Source organism: Methylacidiphilum caldifontis, from assembly GCF_017310505.1.
Taxonomy (GTDB): Bacteria; Verrucomicrobiota; Verrucomicrobiia; order Methylacidiphilales; family Methylacidiphilaceae; genus Methylacidiphilum; species Methylacidiphilum caldifontis.
This window is the reverse complement of sequence record NZ_CP065957.1, coordinates 1,432,194-1,454,515: the sequence shown is the minus strand read 5'-3', so window position 1 is coordinate 1,454,515 and position 22,322 is coordinate 1,432,194. Positions and strand designations below refer to the sequence as shown.

The 22,322-nt window shown below is 40.1% G+C and carries 19 protein-coding genes, 1 tRNA gene and 1 riboswitch; of the genes, 10 read left to right on the top strand and 10 right to left on the bottom strand.

All coding sequences use genetic code 11. The features are described from left to right. Positions 1-14: 14 nt before the first annotated feature. The 3 genes from aspS to IT6_RS06795 form a co-directional block, all read right to left on the bottom strand. Positions 15-1,817, bottom strand: a complete 1,803-nt coding sequence (gene aspS, locus IT6_RS06805) for an aspartate--tRNA ligase (RefSeq protein WP_206825702.1) — start codon at positions 1,815-1,817, stop codon at positions 15-17. Positions 1,818-1,942: 125 nt separating this feature from the next. Continuing rightward, complete coding sequence (hisS, locus tag IT6_RS06800; protein WP_206825701.1) at positions 1,943-3,163, bottom strand: histidine--tRNA ligase; 1,221 nt, start codon at positions 3,161-3,163, stop codon at positions 1,943-1,945. Positions 3,164-3,217: 54 nt separating this feature from the next. Continuing rightward, on the bottom strand, positions 3,218-3,556 hold the full coding sequence (locus IT6_RS06795; RefSeq protein WP_134439813.1) for an HU family DNA-binding protein: 339 nt from the start codon (positions 3,554-3,556) through the stop codon (positions 3,218-3,220). 178 nt (positions 3,557-3,734) lie between these two features. Here IT6_RS06795 and metG point away from each other — a divergent pair, with 178 nt between their 5' ends. From metG to alr, 7 genes are all read left to right on the top strand, one after another. After that, positions 3,735-5,255, top strand: a complete 1,521-nt coding sequence (gene metG / locus IT6_RS06790) for a methionine--tRNA ligase (RefSeq protein ID WP_134439812.1) — start codon at positions 3,735-3,737, stop codon at positions 5,253-5,255. A gap of 74 nt (positions 5,256-5,329) precedes the next feature. Then, a complete protein-coding gene (gene sppA, locus IT6_RS06785) occupies positions 5,330-6,325 on the top strand; it encodes a signal peptide peptidase SppA (protein WP_206825700.1) in 996 nt (331 codons plus the stop codon). Positions 6,326-6,481: 156 nt separating this feature from the next. Then, the gene (locus tag IT6_RS06780; RefSeq protein ID WP_134439810.1) at positions 6,482-7,261 is read left to right on the top strand and encodes a CPBP family intramembrane glutamic endopeptidase; all 780 of its coding nucleotides are present in this window, start codon (positions 6,482-6,484) and stop codon (positions 7,259-7,261) included. Between the two features lie 61 nt (positions 7,262-7,322). Continuing rightward, positions 7,323-8,249 (top strand): thiamine-phosphate kinase, encoded by a 927-nt coding sequence (thiL, locus tag IT6_RS06775; RefSeq protein ID WP_206825698.1) that lies wholly within the window; start codon positions 7,323-7,325, stop codon positions 8,247-8,249. Further along, a complete protein-coding gene (gene tsaE / locus IT6_RS06770; protein ID WP_134439808.1) occupies positions 8,212-8,637 on the top strand; it encodes a tRNA (adenosine(37)-N6)-threonylcarbamoyltransferase complex ATPase subunit type 1 TsaE in 426 nt (141 codons plus the stop codon). The genes thiL and tsaE overlap by 38 nt, the downstream gene beginning before the upstream one ends. 51 nt (positions 8,638-8,688) lie before the next feature. Next, positions 8,689-9,264 carry a tRNA (adenosine(37)-N6)-threonylcarbamoyltransferase complex dimerization subunit type 1 TsaB gene (gene tsaB, locus IT6_RS06765; protein ID WP_134439807.1) on the top strand — a complete coding sequence of 192 codons (576 nt, stop codon included), beginning with the start codon at positions 8,689-8,691 and terminating at the stop codon, positions 9,262-9,264. A gap of 2 nt (positions 9,265-9,266) precedes the next feature. Then, entirely contained in the window at positions 9,267-10,430 is a 1,164-nt protein-coding gene (gene alr / locus IT6_RS06760; protein WP_206825697.1) for an alanine racemase, read from the top strand. On the opposite strand, the gene lpdA is transcribed toward alr, so the two are convergent. The 5 genes from lpdA to folE2 all read right to left on the bottom strand — a co-directional run bounded on the left by lpdA (position 10,421) and on the right by folE2 (position 18,974). Next, entirely contained in the window at positions 10,421-11,821 is a 1,401-nt protein-coding gene (gene lpdA / locus IT6_RS06755; RefSeq protein WP_134439805.1) for a dihydrolipoyl dehydrogenase, read from the bottom strand. The genes alr and lpdA overlap by 10 nt on opposite strands. Positions 11,822-11,849: 28 nt before the next feature. Continuing rightward, on the bottom strand, positions 11,850-13,085 hold the full coding sequence (gene odhB, locus IT6_RS06750) for a 2-oxoglutarate dehydrogenase complex dihydrolipoyllysine-residue succinyltransferase (RefSeq protein WP_206825696.1): 1,236 nt from the start codon (positions 13,083-13,085) through the stop codon (positions 11,850-11,852). Between the two features lie 41 nt (positions 13,086-13,126). Then, complete coding sequence (locus IT6_RS06745) at positions 13,127-15,895, bottom strand: 2-oxoglutarate dehydrogenase E1 component (RefSeq protein ID WP_206825695.1); 2,769 nt, start codon at positions 15,893-15,895, stop codon at positions 13,127-13,129. 115 nt (positions 15,896-16,010) lie between these two features. Next, complete coding sequence (gene thiC, locus IT6_RS06740; RefSeq protein ID WP_305798138.1) at positions 16,011-17,912, bottom strand: phosphomethylpyrimidine synthase ThiC; 1,902 nt, start codon at positions 17,910-17,912, stop codon at positions 16,011-16,013. A 56-nt stretch (positions 17,913-17,968) separates the two neighbouring features. Continuing rightward, positions 17,969-18,083, bottom strand: a riboswitch (TPP riboswitch). Between the two features lie 90 nt (positions 18,084-18,173). Continuing rightward, positions 18,174-18,974 (bottom strand): GTP cyclohydrolase FolE2, encoded by an 801-nt coding sequence (gene folE2 / locus IT6_RS06735; RefSeq protein ID WP_134439803.1) that lies wholly within the window; start codon positions 18,972-18,974, stop codon positions 18,174-18,176. A gap of 127 nt (positions 18,975-19,101) precedes the next feature. Between folE2 and IT6_RS06730 the strand changes: the two genes are divergently transcribed. Next, positions 19,102-19,173: transfer RNA gene (locus IT6_RS06730), tRNA-Lys, on the top strand. A 23-nt stretch (positions 19,174-19,196) separates the two neighbouring features. On the opposite strand, the gene IT6_RS06725 is transcribed toward IT6_RS06730, so the two are convergent. Further along, complete coding sequence (locus tag IT6_RS06725; RefSeq protein WP_206825694.1) at positions 19,197-20,390, bottom strand: retropepsin-like aspartic protease; 1,194 nt, start codon at positions 20,388-20,390, stop codon at positions 19,197-19,199. Positions 20,391-20,449: 59 nt separating this feature from the next. On the opposite strand from IT6_RS06725, the gene IT6_RS06720 reads away from it, so the two are divergent. Together IT6_RS06720 and IT6_RS06715 are read left to right on the top strand one after the other, a co-directional pair. Further along, complete coding sequence (locus IT6_RS06720) at positions 20,450-21,148, top strand: HAD family hydrolase (protein WP_134439801.1); 699 nt, start codon at positions 20,450-20,452, stop codon at positions 21,146-21,148. Between the two features lie 18 nt (positions 21,149-21,166). Beyond that, the gene (locus IT6_RS06715) at positions 21,167-22,057 is read left to right on the top strand and encodes a ChaN family lipoprotein (protein WP_206825693.1); all 891 of its coding nucleotides are present in this window, start codon (positions 21,167-21,169) and stop codon (positions 22,055-22,057) included. A gap of 77 nt (positions 22,058-22,134) precedes the next feature. Here IT6_RS06715 and IT6_RS06710 read toward each other — a convergent pair whose 3' ends face one another. Further along, a complete protein-coding gene (locus IT6_RS06710) occupies positions 22,135-22,287 on the bottom strand; it encodes a small basic protein (RefSeq protein ID WP_134439799.1) in 153 nt (50 codons plus the stop codon). Positions 22,288-22,322 lie beyond the last annotated feature (35 nt).

The window sequence follows — 22,322 nt, the reverse complement described above, 5'->3', positions numbered from 1 at the left end:
GATCCAATATAAATTTAAGGTTCTATTTTCAAGGAAGGAAAACTCAATTTAATGTTAAGCTCTTTAAGTTGCTGATATTCAACTTCGGATGGGGATTGAGTAAGAAGATCTACTCCATGCCTATTTTTAGGAAAGGCGATAACATCCCTTATGGATTCAGATCCCGTTAACAACATCACGAATCTATCGAGTCCCAAGGCAATGCCACCATGTGGTGGAGCGCCATATTGAAAAGCTTTCAGAAGATGACCAAAAAGAAGCTCCTGTCTTTGTTTATCTATCCCTAGAATGGAAAAGATCTTTTCCTGTAGCTCTCTTTCATGTATACGGATACTTCCTCCTCCCAGTTCAACTCCATTAAGCACAATATCATAAGCAAGAGCCCTAATTTCATTGTAGCGACCATCATCTAATTTAGTCAAATCTTCGGAATGAGGCCGGGTAAAAGGGTGATGTACACTATTCCATTTCTGATCTAATGGGCTGTACTCAAAGAGGGGAAAATCTGTGACCCAAACAAATTTCCATTGGTTTTTAGCAATACTTTGGGTTATCTCGGCTAGCCGTAAACGAATCTTACCTAGAATTGAACAAGCCTGCTCCCGTGGTCCGGCACTAAACAAAATGAAGTCATCAGGTTCCATATTGAGAAGCAGTTGCAGGTTTTTGCGTTCCTCTGCCGAGAAAAATTTTACGATGGGCGATTTCCATTGCTCCCCTTCCACCCTGATATGAGCCAAGCCCTTTGCTCCAAGAGAGGTTGCAATAGCTACTAGCTCTTCGAGTACAGATGCACTGATCATTGGATCTGTTCCTTTGGCATTCAGAGCTTTGATTACTCCTCCTTTCTCGACAACTTCCCGGAACAATCTAAATTCGGTATTTTTGAACAGTTGGCTTGCATCTTGAATTTTCCACTCGACTCTTAAATCTGGTTTATCCGATCCATAATTGTCTATGGCCTGATCATAACTCAGTCGGACAAAAGGCAAAGGCAGTTCAATGCCAAGAACCTTTAAAAAAATCAACTGAATCATCTCCTCAATCCAGTTCATAATGTCTTCGACTTGCACAAATGAGGCTTCGAGGTCTATCTGGGTAAACTCCGGTTGACGGTCTGAACGGAGATCTTCATCTCTAAAACAGCGTGCAATTTGAAAATACTTATCTATGCCCGCTACCATCAATAACTGCTTGTATTGTTGAGGAGCTTGGGGTAAGGCATAAAATTTGCCCGGTGAAAGCCGGCTTGGAACAAGAAAATCTCGAGCACCTTCAGGTGTACTCTTAGATAAAATAGGAGTCTCGACCTCAAGAAACCCTTCCTTCGACAAATATTCCCTGACTAGTGATGAGACTTGATGACGTACCTTCAAACAATGAAGAATCTTTTTCCTTCTTAAATCAAGAAAACGAAACGAAAGTCTTAATTCTTCATTTTCTATATCTTCATCCAGGTTAAAAGGTAACGGCTGGGAAGGATTAAGTATTTCAAGAAAATCGACTTCCAACTCAATTTCTCCCGTAGCTAAAGCCTCATTTTTAGTCCCGGCGGGTCTCTCCACGACCTGTCCTTCAACTTTTATGACATATTCATCTTTAAGCTGTTTTGCCGAAGCAAAAAGAGAGGGATCTTTCTCAGGATGAAAAACGATCTGCGTAAGCCCCTCTCTATCCCTTAAATCGACGAATAAAAGACCTCCATGATCTCTTTTCGAATGAACCCAACCGCAAAGCCTAGCCCTTTTGCCCACCCATTTTATATTGAGTTCATTGCAATGGTGAGTTCTGTAAGCTTTAAAATCTCCTTTTTTCATCTAAACCTCAATATTTCCTAAGATCATTTTATGAATGACTTTTCTTTTTATTAATACGCTTTTATAGCTTGATCATTCCCTTGGCTTCAACCTTTTAGCCAAAAATTAAAATGAAGCCAGCCCCTCTATGTAGCCCTTTGATTAAGCCACTCAATAAGCTTATCAACCGGCAGGGAAAACTGGGTTCTTTCATCCATATTTTTAATCTCAACAACTCCTTCCTCTATGCTTTCAGACACAAAGAGCGCAAAACGTGCATTTAGGGATTGGGCAATAGCTAACTGCTTTTTTAATTTCGATGGATAGAAAGAAAAATCTACTGAAAATCCACTTCTTCTTAATTTTTCTATGAGCAGTAACCCTTTTGGTATTTTTTCCCCTTCTGGGAACACCACGTAAACATCCAACCTTGGAAAAGAGGGTTGGATGATTTGCTTTTCCCTTAGAATTTCACCTAGAACAACATCTCCCATTCCAAATCCGCTAGCGGCTATGTCTTCTCCCCCAATCTGTTTAAGAAGATCATCATATCTTCCTCCCCCGGCTATTGCTCTGAATTTTCCCAACCTATCAAAAACTTCATAAACGACTCCCGTATAATAAGCGAGTCCACGAACAATACCAAGATCGATGCGGACAAACTCTCCAAGTCCTCTATTATGAAGTCCCTCCAGAATGATATCAAATCTTTCCCAACAGGGAGGATTTTCAAGAATCTCAAACACCTCTTTGGCCAAGGCACCCAATCGTTTTTCTATCTCTTCTTTGGGCTCTCTTTCGATCTTATCAATGGCTTGGAAAAAAGCATACCAATTATCTTCTGAGATCCCTTTTTTTCTCAAAAACTCCGTCCAGAAATGTCTATCACTAATGCGTACAACAAAATCTTCTTTGCCTAAATCAAAAGAAAGAAGAATATCAATAGCCAGATTGATAAGCTCGATGTCTGCTTCTAAACCCGCTTCACCCACAATATCACAGTTCAGTTGATAATGCTCACGCAATCGTCCCCTCTGGGCTCGTTCATAACGAAAAAGTTGGGGGATGGAAAACCATTTGATCGGTTTTCGATATTCTTTAAAATGAGCTTCAATCATTCTCGCTAAGGTTGGAGTCATCTCTGGCCTCAAAGCCACAGCACGGCTGCCTTTATCGATAAAGTGATAAATTTGGCCAAAAATTTCATCCCCAGATTTTTTTTGGTAAAGTTCTATAGGTTCAAGCAAAGGACCGTCATATTCAACAAAATTAAAACGCCTACAACTTTCTCTCCAACGAGAGAAAATTAAATTCCTGAAAGCACAATCAGGAGGATAAAAATCACGAAATCCTGGCAATGGCTGCATAGAAATAAGAGGCTTATAGACCAGGGTGTAGTTTTTCAAAAAGCAAAAAAGAAGTTAAGCCTTTTTTTTCTTTTTTGCTTCTTCTTCCTTGAGGAGATCCTTCGTAATCGCATTAAGAATGCCTTTAACTTCCTTGCCTGGCTTAAATCGAACTACAGCCCTTGGAGGTATAAGGATGTCTCGCTCTGGATTTCTTGGGTTCCTGCCAATTCGGGCCTTTCTCAAAGTCACTTCAAAAACCCCAAAATTGCGCAGCTCGATTGTTTCTTTTTTCTTAAATACCTCCATAAATACGTCAAGAATCTCCTCAAAGACCTTAGCTACCTCTTGCTGCGGCAAACCTGTTTTCGTTGAAACCTTGACAACCAAATCTCTTCTTGTCAAATTCCCCATATCATATTACCTTCTTCTTTTCTGATGGATTCTTCCCTCTCTTATTTAGACTATGCTTAAACTGATAATGATCAAAATAAAAGATAACATATTTTCCTTGTTCTCAATATGATTCCAAAAAAATTTTATGAATAAGGGATATTGAATATAAAAAAGTAAAGTTTCTTTTTCTTAAACCATGCCCAATTCTTTTTTCATTACCACAGCTATCGATTATGTTAACGGTTCTCCTCATCTCGGTCATGCTTATGAAAAAATATTGGCCGATGCTATAGCTAGGTACTATAGAAACAGGGGCTATTCGGTTTTTTCCCTTACCGGGGTCGATGAACATGGACAAAAAGTTCAACAGTCTGCGGAAAAGGAAAAAATAGAAGTTAAAAAATTTTGCGATATCCAAACAGAAAAGTTCGTTAAACTCTGGGAAAAACTCCATATCCGTTATGATTCTTTTGCCCGAACTACCAACCCTTCCCACATCCAGTATGTTCGCGAGGCACTCGCAAAACTAGCAAATAAAGGACTTATCTATTTTAAAGAACATGAAGGCTATTACAGTTTAAGACAGGAACAATTTGTTACCGAAAAAGAGTTAATTGATGGCAAATGGCCTGAAATCTACGGTGAAGTCATCAAGACCAAAGAACCAAACTACTTTTTCAAATTATCCGCTTTTGGACCCTGGCTAAATGATTTCATAAAATCCAATGAAAATTGGCTTATTCCTCAAGTTAAAAGAAAAGAACTTTTAGGGGCTTTAGAAAGGCCGTTATCTGACCTCTGTATTTCTCGGCCCATCAGTAGACTGTCTTGGGGTATTCCCCTGCCTTTCGATGAAAATTATGTGACCTATGTCTGGTTTGATGCCTTACTCAACTATATTTCTTTTGCTAGAAAAAATGAGAACCAAAGCTGGTGGCCAGCTCAATTGCAGGTCATTGGAAAAGATATCCTTATTCCTGCACACGCTATCTACTGGCCGATTATTCTGAAGGCCTTGGACTTAGAACTGCCCCATCACATTTTAATTCATGGATGGTGGATGAACAAGGGAGCAAAGATGAGCAAATCACTGGGCAATTTTATTGATCCTCTCCCTTACCTCGAATCCTTTGGAGCCGATGCTTTGCGTTATTATCTTTTGAGGGAAATGGCTTTTGGCCAAGACGCTGATTTTGCTGATGAAAAAATGGCTGCTCGATATTCAAGTGATCTTTGCAATGACCTGGGTAATCTTGTCCAAAGGATCATAGTCATGATTCACAAGTATAGATCAGGAATCATTCCTTCCTGCACGGAATCAATGAGAGGAGAAAATGAAAAAGAACTGCTCGAAAACGGCCTGCTTGAGAAATATTGCCTACATTTTGAAAAATATGATATCGCCACTGCTTTACAAGAAATTTGGCATCATATTAGAAAGCTCAATCGATACATCGATATGAGTTCGCCATGGTCATTGGCCAAAAATCCAAAAGAATCTCAACGGTTGGATTGCATTCTGTTCGTCTCTAGTATATGTATCAAAAGATATGCACTGCTCATTGAGCCGGTTATGCCCGAAACCAGTAAAAAAATACTCGATCTTTTAGATGTAGAAAACAAGACTTTGAACTTAGATAGCAGTTTTCATTCTCTGGATTTGGCTGGAAAAAGGATAAAAGCTTCCTCACCCTTATTTCCACGAATGAGAAATTAATGCTTTGATTATCCGATTTTTAATGTTGCAGAACAGTCTAAATATTTTACTCTGCCAAATGAAGGATATGCACGATGAATAAGAAAGGTGGCTGTTTCAGCGTTTTTTTAGTTTTGATCTTAAGCTTCAGTTTACTTTTAAACCTCATGTTCTTATCGATTTTGCAATCTAAAAAAGCAACGGGTGCTCCCACGAGCTTGGAAGAAGAATTTGTAGGAGGAGATTTTGCCATAAAAGATTCCAAAATTGCTCTTATACATCTCCGAGGTTTGATTAGCCAGGACGAAGCAGGGACTTTTACACAAAACAGTGTAGAAGACATAAAAGTTCAACTTAAAGCCGCTCGAGAAGACAAAAAAGTCAAAGGTATTATTATTGCTATTAATTCGCCTGGTGGAGAAGTGAACGCAAGCGACGTTATTTATCATGAAATTCGACTTACCCGTAACGTAAAGCCTGTTGTCATTTACATGGAATCGATGGCTGCTTCTGGAGGATACTATTCAGCTGTGGGAGGTACTTATCTCATGGCCAATGATTTAACCATTACGGGAAGCATCGGTGTAATCATGGAGTCGTTTCTTGTCAAGGACTTGATGGAAAAAGTAGGGGTCAAAGCCTTCGTATTTAAATCGGGTAAAATGAAAGATCTGCTTAATCCTACAAGAGAAATGACCCCTGAAGAACAAACTTTTGTTCAAGGGCTTATCGATGAAACTTACAACCGGTTCGTGTCGATCGTCTCCAAAGAAAGACATATCGACATCAACAAGCTTAAAAACAATCTTGCCGACGGAAGGATCTTCATGGGACAAGATGCTTTAAAAAATGGGTTAATTGATGGATTGGGCTACTTTGAAGATGCCTTTAACAAGTGCAAGGAACTTTCCAAAGTGCAATCGGCTCGTCTCATCCGTTATACCCCTCCATTTAGGATATCCAATTTGTTTCGAGTGTTCTCCAGAGGAATGACTCCAAAAATCGAGCTTAACTATCCGGGGATCCGGTTCCCCTTATCCTCTGGCCAACTTTACTACTTATATCCACAAGCTTTTGGACTAAGCTCCTGAAAACAATATGACTGGTTTTATATCCTCTCTGGCGAAATTGAAAATAAAGGGTTAATGTGACTTCTTCTCAGTTAAGAAGATGCTAAAAGGCTAAACAAGCCAGCTAAGCTTTAAAAAAAGGTTTTTATAAACCCCACGTAAATCGAGGAGAAAAAAGTGGATGAACTAACACAACGACTTGTCGTTCATTACAAGCCTCTTATTGTCAGTTTCGTTTTTCTTACCCTTTTGGCTGATCTCTTCATGGGTCTTTTTCTTTTGCGTTGGAAAAAAGAAGGGTTTAATCCCTTTGGATATTTTGTTGTGATTCCTTTTAGCTGGTGGGAGTTGTTGGCTGTATGTCTTTTCCTTTTTTCTGGGATTCTCCTTGGAGTTAGCGCTGGATTAAGCATTTTTTCTATTCTTCTTATCATCCTTTTAGTGCGATTACATGGATACAATCTTTCAGAATATTTTGGAGCTTCACTTTTTAACCCCTTAAAAATCGCTGTCTTGAGCTTCTGGATATGTCTTTCAGCCTATCTTCCTTTGCAAATGCTAGCCGGATTGAGCGAGACCATCGGCAAGGCCTTGCATCTGCCTGTTCCCAGGCAACCCGCCGTTGATCTTTTCTTGCACGCTTCAAAACCGATCGATATCGCTATTATTTTATCTTTGATCCTTGTAGCTGCCCCTATTGGAGAAGAACTGCTTTTTAGAGGATTTTTGTATCAGTTTCTGAGGTATCATTTCAGCCGAAGCAAGGCAATAGTCATCAGCGGACTTGTATTTGCCCTGCTTCACATTCACTGGATAACTTTTCTTCCTCTTTTCATCTTTGGGATGATTTTAGCTACAGTCTATGAATTTAGCGGATGTCTGATTCTATCCATGGCTGTTCATTTCTGGTTTAATGGTTTTACGGCCTGTCTTCTGTTATTGGCAAAATATGGTTGAAGATTGAGGCTTGACTTCTCCGATTCAATAGGAATTGTTAAAAAAAAAGCTCATTTCTTAAGTGCAACATAGCCATTCTTTTCTTTCTTTTTCTACTGAGTCTCTCCTCAGTGAACTTAGTGAAGATCAGCTTCTAGAAATTCTCTTTAAGGATATGCACAAACCAGGCCCTGGAATTGTGGGGATAGGAGATGATTGTGCCGTGGTCAGGGCTGAGAAAGACAACCTTTATTATCTATTCAAAGTGGATGCCACTTTGGAAAATGTGCATTTCGAACCGAGTAGTCCTGCCGAGTTAATAGGTAGAAAAGCCTTAGCAAGGGCTCTTTCGGATATCGCAGCCATGGGTGGTGATCCTCTTTATGTCCTAGTTGGGATAGGCATAAATAAAAATGAGAAAATAGGAAAAATAAAAAAAATTTACGAGGGGATTAATGCTTTAGCCCAATCCTTTGGACTTCTTATAATTGGTGGCGAAACCACTCTTTCTGAACAACTCTTTTTAGTCATCAGTATCTGGGGGAAAACCGAAGGCTATAAGCCGATATTAAGATCGGGAGCAACCGATGGAGACAGTCTTTTTGTCACAGGAGTTCTCGGTGGAAGTTTTGACTGCGGTCATCACCTTCTATTCATACCCAAAATAAAAGAAGGCAAGTGGCTTGCACAGGGGCAGTGGGCAACGGCAATGATGGATATAAGCGATGGACTAGCCAAAGATTTGCCTAGAATGGCAAGGGCTTCAGCAATAGGATTCGAAATCGACTTTGATGAAGTTCCCGTCCGCAAAGGTTATTCCATCAAAAACGCTTTAACGGACGGGGAAGACTATGAACTGCTCTTTTCTGTTGCTAAAGAAAAAGAAGAAAAACTTTTAGAAAATTGGCCTTTTGAAATTCCCCTCAAGAAAATTGGCTTTTTCAGCAAAAAAGGAAAACTGGACTTTCCTGATGAATTCAGAGGTTTCGATCATTTCCAGAAGTCCTAAAGAAACTATCGAATTTGGGAAAAGCCTTGTGCAAGATGCCAGGGGAGGAGAAGTTTTTGCTTTGATAGGAGAGTTGGGAGCAGGAAAAACTCAAATTGTCAAGGGGGCTGCGATCGCTTTAGGAATTGAAGCTGAAGTGACAAGCCCTACCTTTAATATTGTTCACTGCTATGAAGCTAAAAACAAAACACTTTATCATATCGATCTTTACAGAATCGAAAAATTGGAGGGGAGTTTGCGTCTCTATATAGAAGAAATCTTACATTCAAAAGAAATATGTTTTATCGAATGGCCTGGAAGCATTGAACAGCTTTTACCTCCCTGGACACAATATTGGCAAATAAGCATCATTTCGGAAAATGAGAGAAAAATTATACGCCTTCGCTGATCGCTCTTTTCTTTTATTTCCCTTTACAAATATATTAACCATGATTGAGTTATGATTCTTTCGATAGAGACCTCTTCTGAAATCGGTAGTGTTGCACTAGCGGAAAACCGGACCGTTGTTTGGCGCTCTTCTTTTAAGGGTAAACGCCATTTCTCTTCCCTGTTCAGTTGCTTGGAAGAACTTAGTCTTTCAACGTCAAATATTGAAAAAATATTGATTGGAATAGGACCAGGTTCTTTTTCCTCGATCAGAGTAGCTATTGCCGCTGCTCAGGGCTTAGGAATAGCCAAAAAAGCCCCTCTTTTTTCCATTCCTAGTGTATGGTCCATAGGTTTACAGTTTGCTCAAGTCCCCTCCTTGGGGGTGTTCTCCGATGCACGAAGGGGAGAACTTTTCTGCTCTCTATTTTCTTATGGAAAATTAGCCAAGGGACCTTATCTTATCGCAAAAAATCAATTATTAGAAACACTGCAAACCCTCGATTTAGCTGTAAGTCCTGAGGATATTCATGAAAAGATTATCCGTGCTTATCCAAGAGCCGAAGATTTCTTTCTCTTGCCCGATTTATGTCCTCCCTTTAATGACATTCCCTTTCCAGAACCTATTTATTTGAGGGGGCCTATTTGAAAATGAGCAAGGAGTCGTATCCTCTTTACCCACCTCTTCCCCATCTTCGAAGCTGGGTAGACATAGATGGAAGGGCTCTACGGTTTAACATTCGAGTAGCCAGGACAAGAATTCCTAAAAAAACCAAAATTATTGCCGTTGTCAAATCCGAAGCCTACGGTCATGGTCTTATCCCCATCTCTAAAGAACTTGTACAATCAGGCATTGAAATTCTAGGTATAAATAATATTGATGAAGCGATAGAACTGCGTAACGCAGGCATAAGAACCCCTCTGTTGATTTTATGTCCAATTTTAGCCCCAGATGCTCCTTTCATTGTTGCCCATGACATAGGGGTAGTGATTTCTTCTTATCATGAAGCTTTGTGGCTAAATGAAGCTGCAGAACGCCAAGGGAAAAGGGCGATTGTCCATCTTAAAATCGATACCGGTATGGGAAGGTTAGGATTTATGCCCTTTCAATTCATCCAAGAGATGGAAAAAATAAAAAAACTTTCTTCTCTTTCTATTGCTGCCATTTGCACCCATTTTTCACAAGCCGATACAGATATCGAGTTTACAGAAAAACAGTGGTTGGAAATGCTTAAATTCCGATCTTATTTTAAAGGATTTCCTATTCATGTAGCCAACAGTGCTGCTTTATGGAGGAAAAGTGTATATGCTTGCGATTATGTCCGAATTGGCCTTGCCCTCTATGGAATAGCCCCGATGACCTTTCTCAGAAGATTTTTAAAACCCGTTATGTCATGGAAATGCAGGGTTGTTCTTATAAAGGATCTCCCTCGAGGCCATCCCATCAGTTATGGGGCAAGCTATAAACTTAAAAAACCCAGCAGAATAGCTGTGCTGTCTGTAGGCTATGGTGATGGCTATTTCAGGACTCTATCCAACAAAGCCTATGTCCTTATTAAAGGGAAACGTTGTCCAATAAGAGGTGCCATAACCATGAACCTTATGATGGTAGATGTCACCGAGCTTCCCTCTTGTAAAGTGGGTGACGAAGCGGTGTTAATCGGCACTCAGGGTAAAGAGAGTATTACGGCAGATGAATTAGCCAAGCTCTCCGGAACAATTTCTTATGAAATTATTACCAACATCCATGCTAATGTGCGCAGAAATTACCGTCATTTTCTCTCCCGATCAAACGAATGTTCCCTTTATGAGTGAATCGCCTGTTTGTAAGCGGATAAAGTTGCCTCTCGAAATACTTCAGAAAGCGTTGGATGGGCTAAAGGCAGCTGCATAAAATCCTTGGCCATTATTTTTTTTGCAACAAGAATTGTCGCCATGGATATAAGTTCTGAAACCGAAGGTCCAACCGCATGTATCCCCACAATTCTATCGGTTAGATCATCGACTAAAATCTTTACAAAGCCTTCGGCAATATCTCCTGCCAAAGCCCTTCCATTGGAGACAAACCGCGATTGGCCTACCCTATACTTTCTGCCTACAGCCTGCAGTTCTTCTTCTGTAAAACCGATGCCTCCAGCCTCAGGAAAAGTATAGATAATAGAAGGAATTGCTGAATAGTCAATTGGAGTTGGCTCTAGGCCAGCAATAATCTCGGCTACGGCTATTCCTTCCTGCTGGGCTCTATGAGCAAGCATCGGGCCCTCTATGAGATCTCCAATTGCATAGATATGCTCAAGGTTGGTTTGCCAATAGGCATTAACTTCGATAAAACCTTTTTTGGTTTTATTGATACCTATTTTTTCCAAATTCAGCCCCTCGCTGTAGGGGATCCTTCCCACGGCAACGAGAACTTTTTCAACACTTAAGGAAAAAGTTTTGAGTTTCGAAATCAATTCAAGAACTACTTCATTTTTCTCTTTCTTTGCACTCAAAAGCTTCGTTTCAAGGAAAAACTCAATGCCTTGTTTCTTAAGAAAAGCTTCCAAAGTCTTGGAAACTTCCCAATCCATAAACGGACATATCCGGGGAAGAAGTTCTATGACATAAACCTTGGATCCAAACCTGTTCCACACCGAGCCTAGTTCTAAACCGACAGCTCCAGCGCCAATTATAGCCAAGCTTTCAGGAACGGATTTAAAACTCAAAGCTATCGTGCTATCCACGATTTGAGAATCAAAAGAAGACAAAAAAGGAAGGGTGGCTGACCTGCTCCCAGTGGCAAGAATAAGGTTCTTGGCTTTTATTTTGATTTCTCCACCCTTTTCTTCTTCCACAATCACAGTTTGTGGATCAGCAAGAGAAGCTTTACCATGAAACTTCTCGATCCCATTTTTATTCATCAGAAAATCGACACCGCGCACAAGCCTGCTTACAATGCGGTCTTTTTTAGCCATAATTTTTTCGATATCAAAACTCAGCTTTTCTATGATTAGCCCATTATCAGCAAACTTATGCCGGGCAAAATGGTAATATTCGGATAAAGAAAGAAGTGCCTTGCTTGGAATACAACCGACATTAAGACAGGTTCCTCCAAGGCTCTTTTCCTTTTCAACAATGCCCACTTTAAGTCCTAGCTGTGCAGCACGAATGGCAGCAACATATCCGCCAGGACCTGATCCAATAACAACGACATCAAATATATCCATTATGATGATAAAAAAGGGTTAAAATTGATTACAATCCAAGAAGAATAGAAGCGGGTTGTTCTAAAAATTCTTTGATAAGTACAAGGAAACTTATCGCTTCTTTCCCATCAATGACGCGATGATCATAAGTCAGAGCCAGATACATCATGGGTCTAATTTCAACTTTTCCACCCACGGCTACTGGTCTTTCTTTAATCGCATGCATTCCAAGTATCCCGCTTTGAGGAGGATTAATAATAGGAGTGGAAAGCAAAGAGCCGAATATTCCTCCATTGGTTATCGTAAAAACTCCCCCTTCAATATCTTCCAGAGAAATTTTGCCATTCCTGGCTTTTTGAGCTAAATCGAGGATTCCCCTTTCAATTTCATCAAAACTAAGGTTTTCTGCCCCACGAAGAACAGGAACGATAAGCCCACGCTCAGTAGAAACGGCTATTCCCAAATCCAAAGTTAAGGGATAAACAAGTTCCTGGCCCTCGATCCGTGCACCGACTTCAGGTATTTTTTTCAAAGCTTCAACTACTGCTCGAACAACAAAGGACATGAAGCCGAGCTTAACCCCATATTTTTCTTCGAATCGTTTCCCATAATTTTTTCTGAGTTCAATGATTGTGCTCATATCCACTTCATTAAAAGTGGTCAAATGAGCAGTCCCCACGTGGGCTTCTAGCAATCGCTGTGCAATCTTCATCCGGAGGGGACTCATCGGTTTTCTTACTCCTCTGAGTTCCCATGCCTGAGGTTGAACTTCTTTTTGAGCTTGAGGTTTAGCAGTGATCTCTTTTTTTTCTTTTATTTCTTCCTTGATTTCTTCTTCTAGAGTCAAATGACGCAAGGATTCTTCTCTGGTCATCCTGGCCGGCTGTTTTAAAGGTTCCTTGAATGGAGTTTTCTCAATAACTTCTTCTTTTCTCTCCAGCTCCAAAGTTTCCTTGGGTTCTTCAAGAGTAGGCTCAGAAATCAGATCGGCTTTCTTTTCTTCTCTTTCGGTGGGAAGCTGCGTTTGTATTTCTTCAGCAACTTTTTGAACTACTTCCTCAAGCTGAGCTATGACTTGACCCACTTTAACCTCTTTGCCTTCTTCGACCAAGATGTGCAATATTCCCTCTTGCTCAGCATAAACCTCGGTTGTGATTTTTTCGGTTTCAATTTCACATAAAGCTTCACCCGGTTGTACCTTCTGACCCTCTTTTTTGATCCATTTACCCACTATTCCTGATTCAATCGATTCTCCCACAGAGGGCATTTTTATATCTATGGCCATAATACTCCTCGATTAAATTAATATTGGATAGGTTATAAAAATCATTCTTCAAAGGCATCTGAAAGCAACTTTTGTTGTTCAATCCGGTGGTATGCCATAGTCCCTGTAGCGGTGCTCGCAGAAGCTTCCCTACCTGCATACGATATAGGAAGAGAAAATATTTCCTGCAGCCTAGGTAAAATATAACTCCATGCACCCATGTTTTTAGGCTCTTCTTGACACCAGACAAGCGATCGAGGTTGGTAACGTAACACGATTTCTTTTAATTTTTTCTCGTGCAAAGGATACAGTTGCTCAATTCGAATGATGGGAATATCCGGTTTGCCTATGCTTTTTCTAAACTCCACTAAGTCGTAATAAACTTTTCCGCAACATAGAATAGCCTTTGGAGCAGGCTGGTTAACTTGGGGGTCAGGCAACACTTCCTCGAAGGAACCTTGAACAAAGTCTGTAATTTCGGATGAACATTGAGGATGACGCAACAAGCTTTTGTGAGTAAATAGAACAAGGGGTTTAGAAAAACCACGTAACACTTGCCTTCTTAAAACATGAAAATAATTAGCTGGAGTAGTGCAATGGGCAACAACCATGTTGTCCTCTGCACATGCCTGAAGGAATCTTTCAACCCGAGCACTCGAATGTTCAGGCCCTTGTCCCTCGTATCCATGAGGCAAAAGCAAAACAATGTTCGATGTAACGCCCCATTTCGATTCCGCACTGACAAGATAAAGATCGATTATCACCTGTGCCCCATTGGCAAAATCCCCATATTGAGCCTCCCAGATAATCAAAGCTTCAGGGTAATCTAAAGAATAGCCATAGTCAAAACCCAAAACCGCATACTCTGAAAGTGGACTGTTATAGATGCAGAAAATAGCCTGATTGGGATGAATATGTTCAAGAGGAATATATTTTTTAGCCACTTTTGTATCGTAGAGTACAGCATGCCTTTGACTAAATGTTCCCCGTCTACTATCTTGACCTGATAGTCTAACCGGAATGCCTTCGTAAAGAAGTGTGCCGAAAGCCAACGTTTCTGCAAAAGGTAAAAGAATGGGCCGTTTGCCCTCAATCATCTCTTTTCTTTCAGCAAGTATTCTTCTGACCTTAGGGTTAAGATTGAACTCAGGAGGCTCCTTCACTAAGGACCGGCCAACATAGAGCAATTCTTCCAAAGAAACGGCTGTTTTGACCGGGTCAAATATCCGTGGGCAAGACATTCTTTGCCTGAGTGTAGGAGGCTGTTCAGTTTTAATCCACGCTTTGGATTCCTCCATTTTTTGGTTTAATTCAGCAACAAAAATTTTGCGATAGGCATTTGCCTCTTCCCTTGTCATCTCCCCTGTCTTTATTAATTGATCCAGGAATACATCGCTGATGTTGGGATGCTGAGCAATCGCCTTGTATAGTAGGGGCTGGGTAAAACTCGGTTCATCGCCCTCATTATGGCCATATCTTCTGTAACCAATAAGGTCCACGACCACATCTTGGCCAAAAACTTGTCTGTATTCTAATGCCATCAAAACAGCAAATACGGCTGCCAAAGGATCATCTCCATTAACATGGAAGATGGGAACAGCCAACATGAGGGCAACTGCGGTACAATGATGAGTCGATCTCCCATCCTGAGGAACAGTTGTAAAACCTATCTGGTTATTGATAATAATATGGAGAGTCCCTCCCGTTTTGTATCCTTCGAGTCGGGACAAATTCAATGTTTCCTGTACCACACCCTGCCCCATAAAGGAAGCATCACCATGGACGAGAACAGGTAAAACTTTTTTTCTTTTCTCAGTATCGAGTAGCCTTCTTTCCCACGCTCTGGCTTTGCCTTCAACAACAGGATTCACTGCCTCCAAATGACTCGGATTTGGAGCTAGCCCTACGGTTACAATTGAACCGGAACGAGTTTTCAAAGCTGCCTCAAAGCCTAAATGGTAACGAACATCTCCATCTCCTAATACCCCTTCTGGAACATAATTTTCGGAAAACTCGTCAAAGATAACTTTGTAATCCTGCTGAAGGATATTGGTGACAAAATTAAGCCTTCCTCTGTGAGCCATGCCAATAACAATGCGTTCTATTCCATAATTTGGGCAGCTTTCAATGACAGCATCCATCATGGGAATGAAAGTACAGCTCCCTTCCAAGGAAAATCTTTTCTGGCCTACATATCGGGTATGTAAAAAGGCTTCAAAGAGTTCAGCCTTCAGTAAATCATAGAGAATCTGTTTTTTATGCTCTTTTGAAAATCTCTTTTTAAATGCCCCCCCTTCAATCCGCTTAGCTATCCATTGTCTCTGGATGAAGGAGTCCATGTGCATAAACTCGACAGCCAGAGTCGAACAATAGGATTCTTTGAGAATGGTCAATATTTCTCTTAATTTTTTTTGTCCCCCTCCTGCCAGATCCCCAGAGTCAAATTCTTTATCAAGGTCTTTTTGATCCAAACCAAATCTCTCCAATTTCAACTCATCAAACTCATAACGGTTAAATCCCAAAGGATCCAGATTGGCTATATAATGACCAAGAGTTCGATAAGCATTGATGAGCTCATAAACCGCACGCTGCTTCTTAAGATCAACAGGGACAACGGACTTCTTGGCAAACTCCATTTGCCCATTTTTCAATGATTCACTATAGCCAAATTCAAAACCTTCGAAAAAGGCATTCCAATCTTCAGATACGGATGTGGGATCTTTCTTCCAGCGTTCATAATAATCTTCAAGCAAAGAAAGATTCTCCAACCCAATTGAGCTTCTCTTAGAACCAACCCCACGAAAAGCTGTAGATAAAGACTTTTTATCCATAACGAAAAAGGGAAAAAACAAAGCCAAGTTCTATAAATATTTTTGTTTTAATTATAAAATATTATTATTTTTAAAAGAAAAGAAGAAAAATTAAAAAATTATGATTTTTATAAAATTATATATAAATATTTTTGATTTTCTTAAATTCTTCAGCTTTCTCTTTCATCCCCTCCTCTAAAGCATCTTCGGGGGTTAAATTGTTTTTTTTGGCATAGCTCAAAACTTCTTCTGTAATTTTCATCGAACAGAATTTAGGACCACACATTGAACAAAAATGGGCATTTTTTGCGGCAGGTTGAGGCAAGTTTTCGTCATGAAATTGGCGAGCAGTTAGGGGATCGAGGCTTAAGTTAAATTGATCTTCCCATCTGAACTGGAATCGGGCATCGCTCAAGAAATTATCATGAAGTTGTGCTCCAGGGAAGCCTTTTGCCAGATCTGCGGCATGTGCAGCTATTTTATAAGCAATAACACCAGTTTTGACATCGTCTAGGTTAGGTAGCCCAAGATGTTCCTTAGGGGTAACATAGCATAACATAGAGCAGCCAAACCAACCGATCATTGCTGCTCCGATTGCACTCGTAATATGATCATAGCCTGGAGCGATATCGGTAGTCAAAGGACCAAGGGTATAAAAGGGGGCTTCAAAACAGTGTTTTAATTCTAAATCCATGTTTTCTTTGATCAATTGCATCGGGATATGCCCTGGCCCCTCGATCATGACTTGTACATCATGATCCCATGCTTTTTTTGTCAACTCTCCAAGAGTAAAAAGCTCGCTCAGTTGTGCCTTATCGTTAGCATCAGCTATCGCCCCAGGTCTTAACCCATCTCCAAGAGAAACACTCACATCATAGGTTTTTAAAATTTCACATATCTCGTCAAAATGAGTATAAAGAAAATTTTCTTGATGATGAGCCAAACACCATTTGGCCATAATCGACCCACCTCTACTGACGATGCCACAAAGCCGATTGATCGTATAAGGGATGTATCGCAAAAGAACCCCTGCATGAATAGTAAAATAATCTACTCCTTGCTCCGCTTGTTCGATTAAAGTGTCTCTGTAGATTTCCCAATTTAATTCTTCAGGCACTCCTCCAACCTTTTCCAATGCCTCATAGATAGGCACGGTTCCAATAGGGACGGGACTGGAACGGATAATTAATTCACGGATTTGAGGAATATTTTTACCCGTAGAAAGATCCATTACAGTATCCGCTCCCCAAAGAATCGCCCAAAGAAGTTTAGCCACTTCTTCGGACATCGAAGAACTGATAGCCGAGTTCCCTATATTGGCATTAATTTTGACTCGGAAATTGCGACCAATAATCATGGGTTCAAGTTCCGGATGATTAATATTAGAAGGAATAATCGCTCTGCCTGCGGCCACTTCCTTCCTTACAAATTCAGGGGTGATTTCTTCTGGAATCGATGTTCCCCATGCCTGACCTGTATGTTGCCTATAAAGAGGGCCTTGGCCCTGACGCAAAGAAAAATCTTTCCTCCCTAGGTTTTCTCTTATCGCCACAAATTCCATCTCAGGGGTAATAATTCCCCTTTTCGCATAATACATCTGGCTTACCCCCTTGCCCTTTTTAGCTCGCAAAGGCATGCGGCTCGAAGGATCTAAATATCCATTTTTAAAGGCTGGCTCCTTTTGTTTAGCCGCAATCTGACCATTGCCTTTAAATCTTCCCTCATAAAACTCGGTATCGGCCCTTTGCTTTATCCATTCGGCACGTAAAGGGAAAAGTCCTTTCCCTATTTCAACCCCTTCCGAAGGATCCGTGTAAGGTCCAGAGGTATCATAAGCATAAAAAAAAGAGGGGAGAGTAGACCCTTCTCTCTCATTTTTGGATACCTTTATTTCTCTAAAAGGAACTTTAAGCCCGGGATAATTTCCTTTCACATAGATCTTCTTGGAGTTGGGGAAAAAAGATAAGAGAAAAGAATTTAATTCCTTTCCTTTTGATACGATATCAAGATAAGTCAAATGGGGATGGTTTTGCATCATAGCTAGTTCCTCCATAAAGAGGATAGCCGAACAGAAGAAGAGAAACTAAGATCAAAAAAAGAACGTTCATCCTTCCCTCCGCCGGCATTATCCGGATCAGGTTCATAGGGTCGTTTCCCTCCAATTTAAAGGGAAACCTCTCAGCCATTAGGGCTCCCCCAAGGATCTCAAATGATATATTCTAAACTTAATCTAAAAAATATGCAACAAAAATACACTTTTTTCTTTTTTCATAAAGGCTTTCAGAAAGCAGCCTTTGCACTAGGGTAATTCTCCTTTTTCCACACAGGCATAAGCGGCATGGTTATGAATACTTTCCATGTTTTCAGCTTCAATTCTATACCAGAAAATGTCTTGGTTGGCATTGAACCTAAGAGCAACATTACGAACAAGATCTTCTACAAATACCGGATTATCAAAAGCCTGCTCCGTCACATACTTTTCATCGGGTCTCTTGAGAAGAGAATAAATAGGACTACTTGCCGAGGATTCAACCATCTCAATGACATCTTCGATCCAAATTGTATGGTTAAATCTTAAAGCGACTGAAACATAACCCCGCTGGTTGTGGGCTCCACGCTCACTAATCGCCTTTGAACAAGGGCATAAAGTCGTCACAGGAACAGTAACCCACATTACAAAATCGGTCTCATTAAGATATGCAGCCGCTTCGAACCTAACCCAATAATCGACTAGCCCTTTTGAACCGGTTACCGGTGCTTTTTTTTCTATGAAATAGGGAAACTCAAGAATAATATGGGCCGTTTCAGCATGCAATTTCTTTTGAAGTTCATGAACGATTGAAAAAACATTGCTTACATGAACCATTCGGCCATGGGAATTAAGGACTTCTACAAACCGACTCATATGGGTGCCTTTAAAATGATGCGGCAGATCAACCATAAGAGACACAGTCGCGACCGTATGCTGGCTCTCGAAATTTTTATCTCGAACCTCTATCGGATATTTAAGCCCTTTAACCCCTACCCTATTTATCTTAATTTTCCTATGGTCTTTTTGACTTTGACAATCAGCCAGAGATATCGTTGTGGTATTCTTCATAAATGAGAGTTTTCAGAACTATATCTTTTATATAGACAAAAACTATATTATTTTCATATAAGAAAAGAGCCTAATCACTGAATTTTTTTAGACAATTTTTTGAAAAAAAATAAATTGTTTGAATCGAGGGCAGATAGCTCAACGGTAGAGCAGGTGCCTTTTAAGCACTTGGTTCAGGGTTCGAATCCCTGTCTGCCCATTTTTTTCTTTAATCTTCTCACTTTATAAAAAAAGTTCCATGACCATTCTATCAAAATCCAACAGCACTTTGTAGCGGTGAAACAAACTATTGCCGATTATCCCGCAGAAAGGGATTTCTGCTGGATAAGATATTCCGAAAGGAACTGAAGTAAAAATGCCCTTTGCTTTATGGATCGTTATTGAACCAAAATGTAAATGATCCAAAAGATAACCTGAAGATCCCTCTGAGAACTTAAACTCTTTGCTCGACTCCTTATAGAATTCCAGGGGATAATCTCTTGAACCGGTATCAAAAAGAAAGAAAATGACCTTGGAGTTGCATTTTCCTTGTAGCAGACAAAGTCCTTGAGGACTGAGCAATAAAGGAATTTTTGCAACGAGCCTAGACCCTGCTGGAACAAGACCTGCTGCATGTCTATTTTTTCTATGAAATTTAACCTTACGAGCCGGATAATCCAAAAGAAGATTGAACCGAGACAAAAAATCCATCCCTAGAACACCTTGAAAATTACACTCTTTGCCATTCGATTTTCGATGCAGTTCCTCAACAATAAGAACGGGAACATTTTTGATTACCCATTGTCCTAAACTCATACTCTCAATCGTACCCAACAGGGCCTTTGTTTGCTTACCATTACTCAAAACTAACTGCGAATGTTCTTTTCCATTTATTCCCAGCTTATGTGCTAGCTGCATATCCACAAGAGTTGTTGAAGAACCCGTATCGATCAAAAATAAAAAGCTCTGGTTGTTCATCTTCACCTCGACAATGGGATAAAAAGGATAGGACGAGTCCATGAAAGCCAATTGAGCGCTTTCACAACCGGGCAAAACTTCAAAAGGATGGCTTATCTGCCTATAAAAAGAAGCCATAGACCAGAGTTTTGCCTTTTCAAACCAAAAGGCTGCCTCTTGATTGTCGTTTTGCCTTAGATAGGCTAAGGCAACGAGTTCGCACAGTTCTTTATCTTCAGCTGTTGATAACAAACTTTTCTTTAAATACTTAATGGCAACACTGTTGTGATTAGAATAAAAAGAATAGAGCCCTTTGAGTTTATAGTCTTTTGCCTTTTTATTGTCTGGGTTCCCTGACTTGCTTTTTGGTTGAATTGCCCACAAATCCAGGCAAAAAAAAAGAGAAAGCAAAATAAAGATTGTCCAAAAACAGATTAACAATAATAATATTCTTGTTTTAGAACCTAATGTTTTGCTCAAAATAGATTGTTTTTTATTTGCAAACTCATTTGAGTTCGTCAAACCTACAATCGTTTTTTATGGAAAAACATTCAGTCTATCCTCCATGGGCTGCTCTTTTCGATTGGGATGGGGTCATCGTTGACTCTTTAAAACAGCATGAAAAAAGTTGGAGCCTTCTTGCAGCCGAATTAGGTAAAGAGATCGACCAGGATTTTATGGAAAAAACATTTGGAATGAAAAATGAAAAGATCATTTCTGAATATCTAGGCTGGGCTCAAAACTTGGATGAGATTAACCGACTTGCAAAAAGAAAAGAAGAGCTCTACAAAAAAATTGTAACTGAAGAAGGACTTCATCTGGTAAAAGGGATAAAAGACTTTCTTTTCTCTTTAAAAGAGAAAAATATTCCCATGGCTATATGCTCTTCGACAACAAAAACCAACATTTCATTTGTGTTACAACAACTTGGGCTTAGCTCTTATTTTGGGCAGTTCGTCTGCGCTGAAGATGTCAAGGAAAGCAAACCCAGTCCCATGCCCTATCTCTTAACGGCCCAGAAACTGCGTTATCCGCCAAGCCATTGTGTCGTGTTTGAAGATGCCCCTGTTGGGGTAGAGTCCGCAATCGCTGCCGGAATGCATGTAGTCGCTTTGACAACCACAAGACCCAAAAAAAGCTTGGAAAGAGCGGATATCGTTGTTGACGGATGGGAAGAGTTATCAATAGAAAAAATTGAGGCTTTGGTTGATCACAACTCTTTATCTTATCATAGCTAATTTTCTTTATACTTTTTTGTGAACAGGCTCTTTATTATTTGTTTACTCCAGCTGTGTGCTCTCACAAAAGCATTGGCCACAGCAAACAGCTGGTTAGACCTTTTGCATGGTACTCTTGTAGATCAGCAAGAAGTCTTGAGCGACCTTTCCCGATCAAGGATCATTTATCTAGGAGAGGTGCATACCTTGAAAAGCCATCATAAAGCCCAGTTAGATATTCTGCGACTGCTTAACAAGAGGCATGTGCCTCTTGCTTTAGCTCTGGAATCTTTGGAAGCCAAAGATCAAGCCTACATTAATCGGTTTATACAAGGTCAGTTAAGTTTTGACCAATTTTCAGCAATGATTAGCTGGCAAAAAAAATGGCCCAATTATCTTGATTATCGTCCCCTCTGCCTTTTTGCTCAAAAACATCATATTCCTATTATAGGAATAGACATTAGCCACTCTATACCTTCCCGAATTGCAAAATACGGCTATAGCTCCCTGACTGAAAAAGAAAAAGAACTTTATCCCCTGACTTCCCTATCTTCTCTCTACAGAAATTTTTTATCGCCCTTTTTATCCGTTCATTCTTTCATGGATAACAAAAGGATAGCCTATGCTATAGAGGCCCAAAGGGTAAGAGAAGCCTTTATGGCTAAGCAAATCACAAACTTCCTTCAATCTCCTCTTGGAATAAAAAGGACAGTCTGTGTTATAACTGGAGAGATCCATATTCGTTATGGACTAGGCATTCCACAATTATGCCAGCGATATCCTCAACGGATTATTCTTTTTGGCTCAAAAGAACCCATTAAGCTTACTGCAAAAGAGATCCAAATGAGCAAGAAAGTAAGCTTAGCACATAAACAATTTTCTTTTATCCGGTCCCCTGTAGCCGACTATTTTGAACTGCTGGAAAAATGATAATGGGTCAAGTTTGAAAATATAAACTGCTATCGGCTTTTCATTTGGGCTTATATAATGACTAGCTTGTCTCCAAATCAAACCGGTTTTGTCTTGGGTAACCCAAGGACTTTATCTCCATCCTTCCATTTTCCCTGTTTCTTTAATATATTAATTCTTTCGTATCTTTTAAGAACATTTCTTTTAGCTGCAAGCAACGAACCACTACGATAACTTCTATGTTGGGACATCTCTTTTCCTCCAGATAAAGTGATATACCAAAGCA

Coding starts and splice junctions, on each gene's coding strand:
- thiC (WP_305798138.1), bottom strand. CDS start 17,912: ATGATGCAAAACCATCCCCATTTGACTTATCTTGATATCGTATCAAAA.
- alr (WP_206825697.1), top strand. CDS start 9,267: ATGAGCAAGGAGTCGTATCCTCTTTACCCACCTCTTCCCCATCTTCGA.
- sppA (WP_206825700.1), top strand. CDS start 5,330: ATGAATAAGAAAGGTGGCTGTTTCAGCGTTTTTTTAGTTTTGATCTTA.
- IT6_RS06745 (WP_206825695.1), bottom strand. CDS start 15,895: ATGGATAAAAAGTCTTTATCTACAGCTTTTCGTGGGGTTGGTTCTAAG.
- metG (WP_134439812.1), top strand. CDS start 3,735: ATGCCCAATTCTTTTTTCATTACCACAGCTATCGATTATGTTAACGGT.
- lpdA (WP_134439805.1), bottom strand. CDS start 11,821: ATGGATATATTTGATGTCGTTGTTATTGGATCAGGTCCTGGCGGATAT.
- IT6_RS06720 (WP_134439801.1), top strand. CDS start 20,450: ATGGAAAAACATTCAGTCTATCCTCCATGGGCTGCTCTTTTCGATTGG.
- IT6_RS06795 (WP_134439813.1), bottom strand. CDS start 3,556: ATGGGGAATTTGACAAGAAGAGATTTGGTTGTCAAGGTTTCAACGAAA.
- tsaE (WP_134439808.1), top strand. CDS start 8,212: ATGAATTCAGAGGTTTCGATCATTTCCAGAAGTCCTAAAGAAACTATC.
- folE2 (WP_134439803.1), bottom strand. CDS start 18,974: ATGAAGAATACCACAACGATATCTCTGGCTGATTGTCAAAGTCAAAAA.
- odhB (WP_206825696.1), bottom strand. CDS start 13,085: ATGGCCATAGATATAAAAATGCCCTCTGTGGGAGAATCGATTGAATCA.
- tsaB (WP_134439807.1), top strand. CDS start 8,689: ATGATTCTTTCGATAGAGACCTCTTCTGAAATCGGTAGTGTTGCACTA.
- hisS (WP_206825701.1), bottom strand. CDS start 3,163: ATGCAGCCATTGCCAGGATTTCGTGATTTTTATCCTCCTGATTGTGCT.
- IT6_RS06710 (WP_134439799.1), bottom strand. CDS start 22,287: ATGTCCCAACATAGAAGTTATCGTAGTGGTTCGTTGCTTGCAGCTAAA.
- aspS (WP_206825702.1), bottom strand. CDS start 1,817: ATGAAAAAAGGAGATTTTAAAGCTTACAGAACTCACCATTGCAATGAA.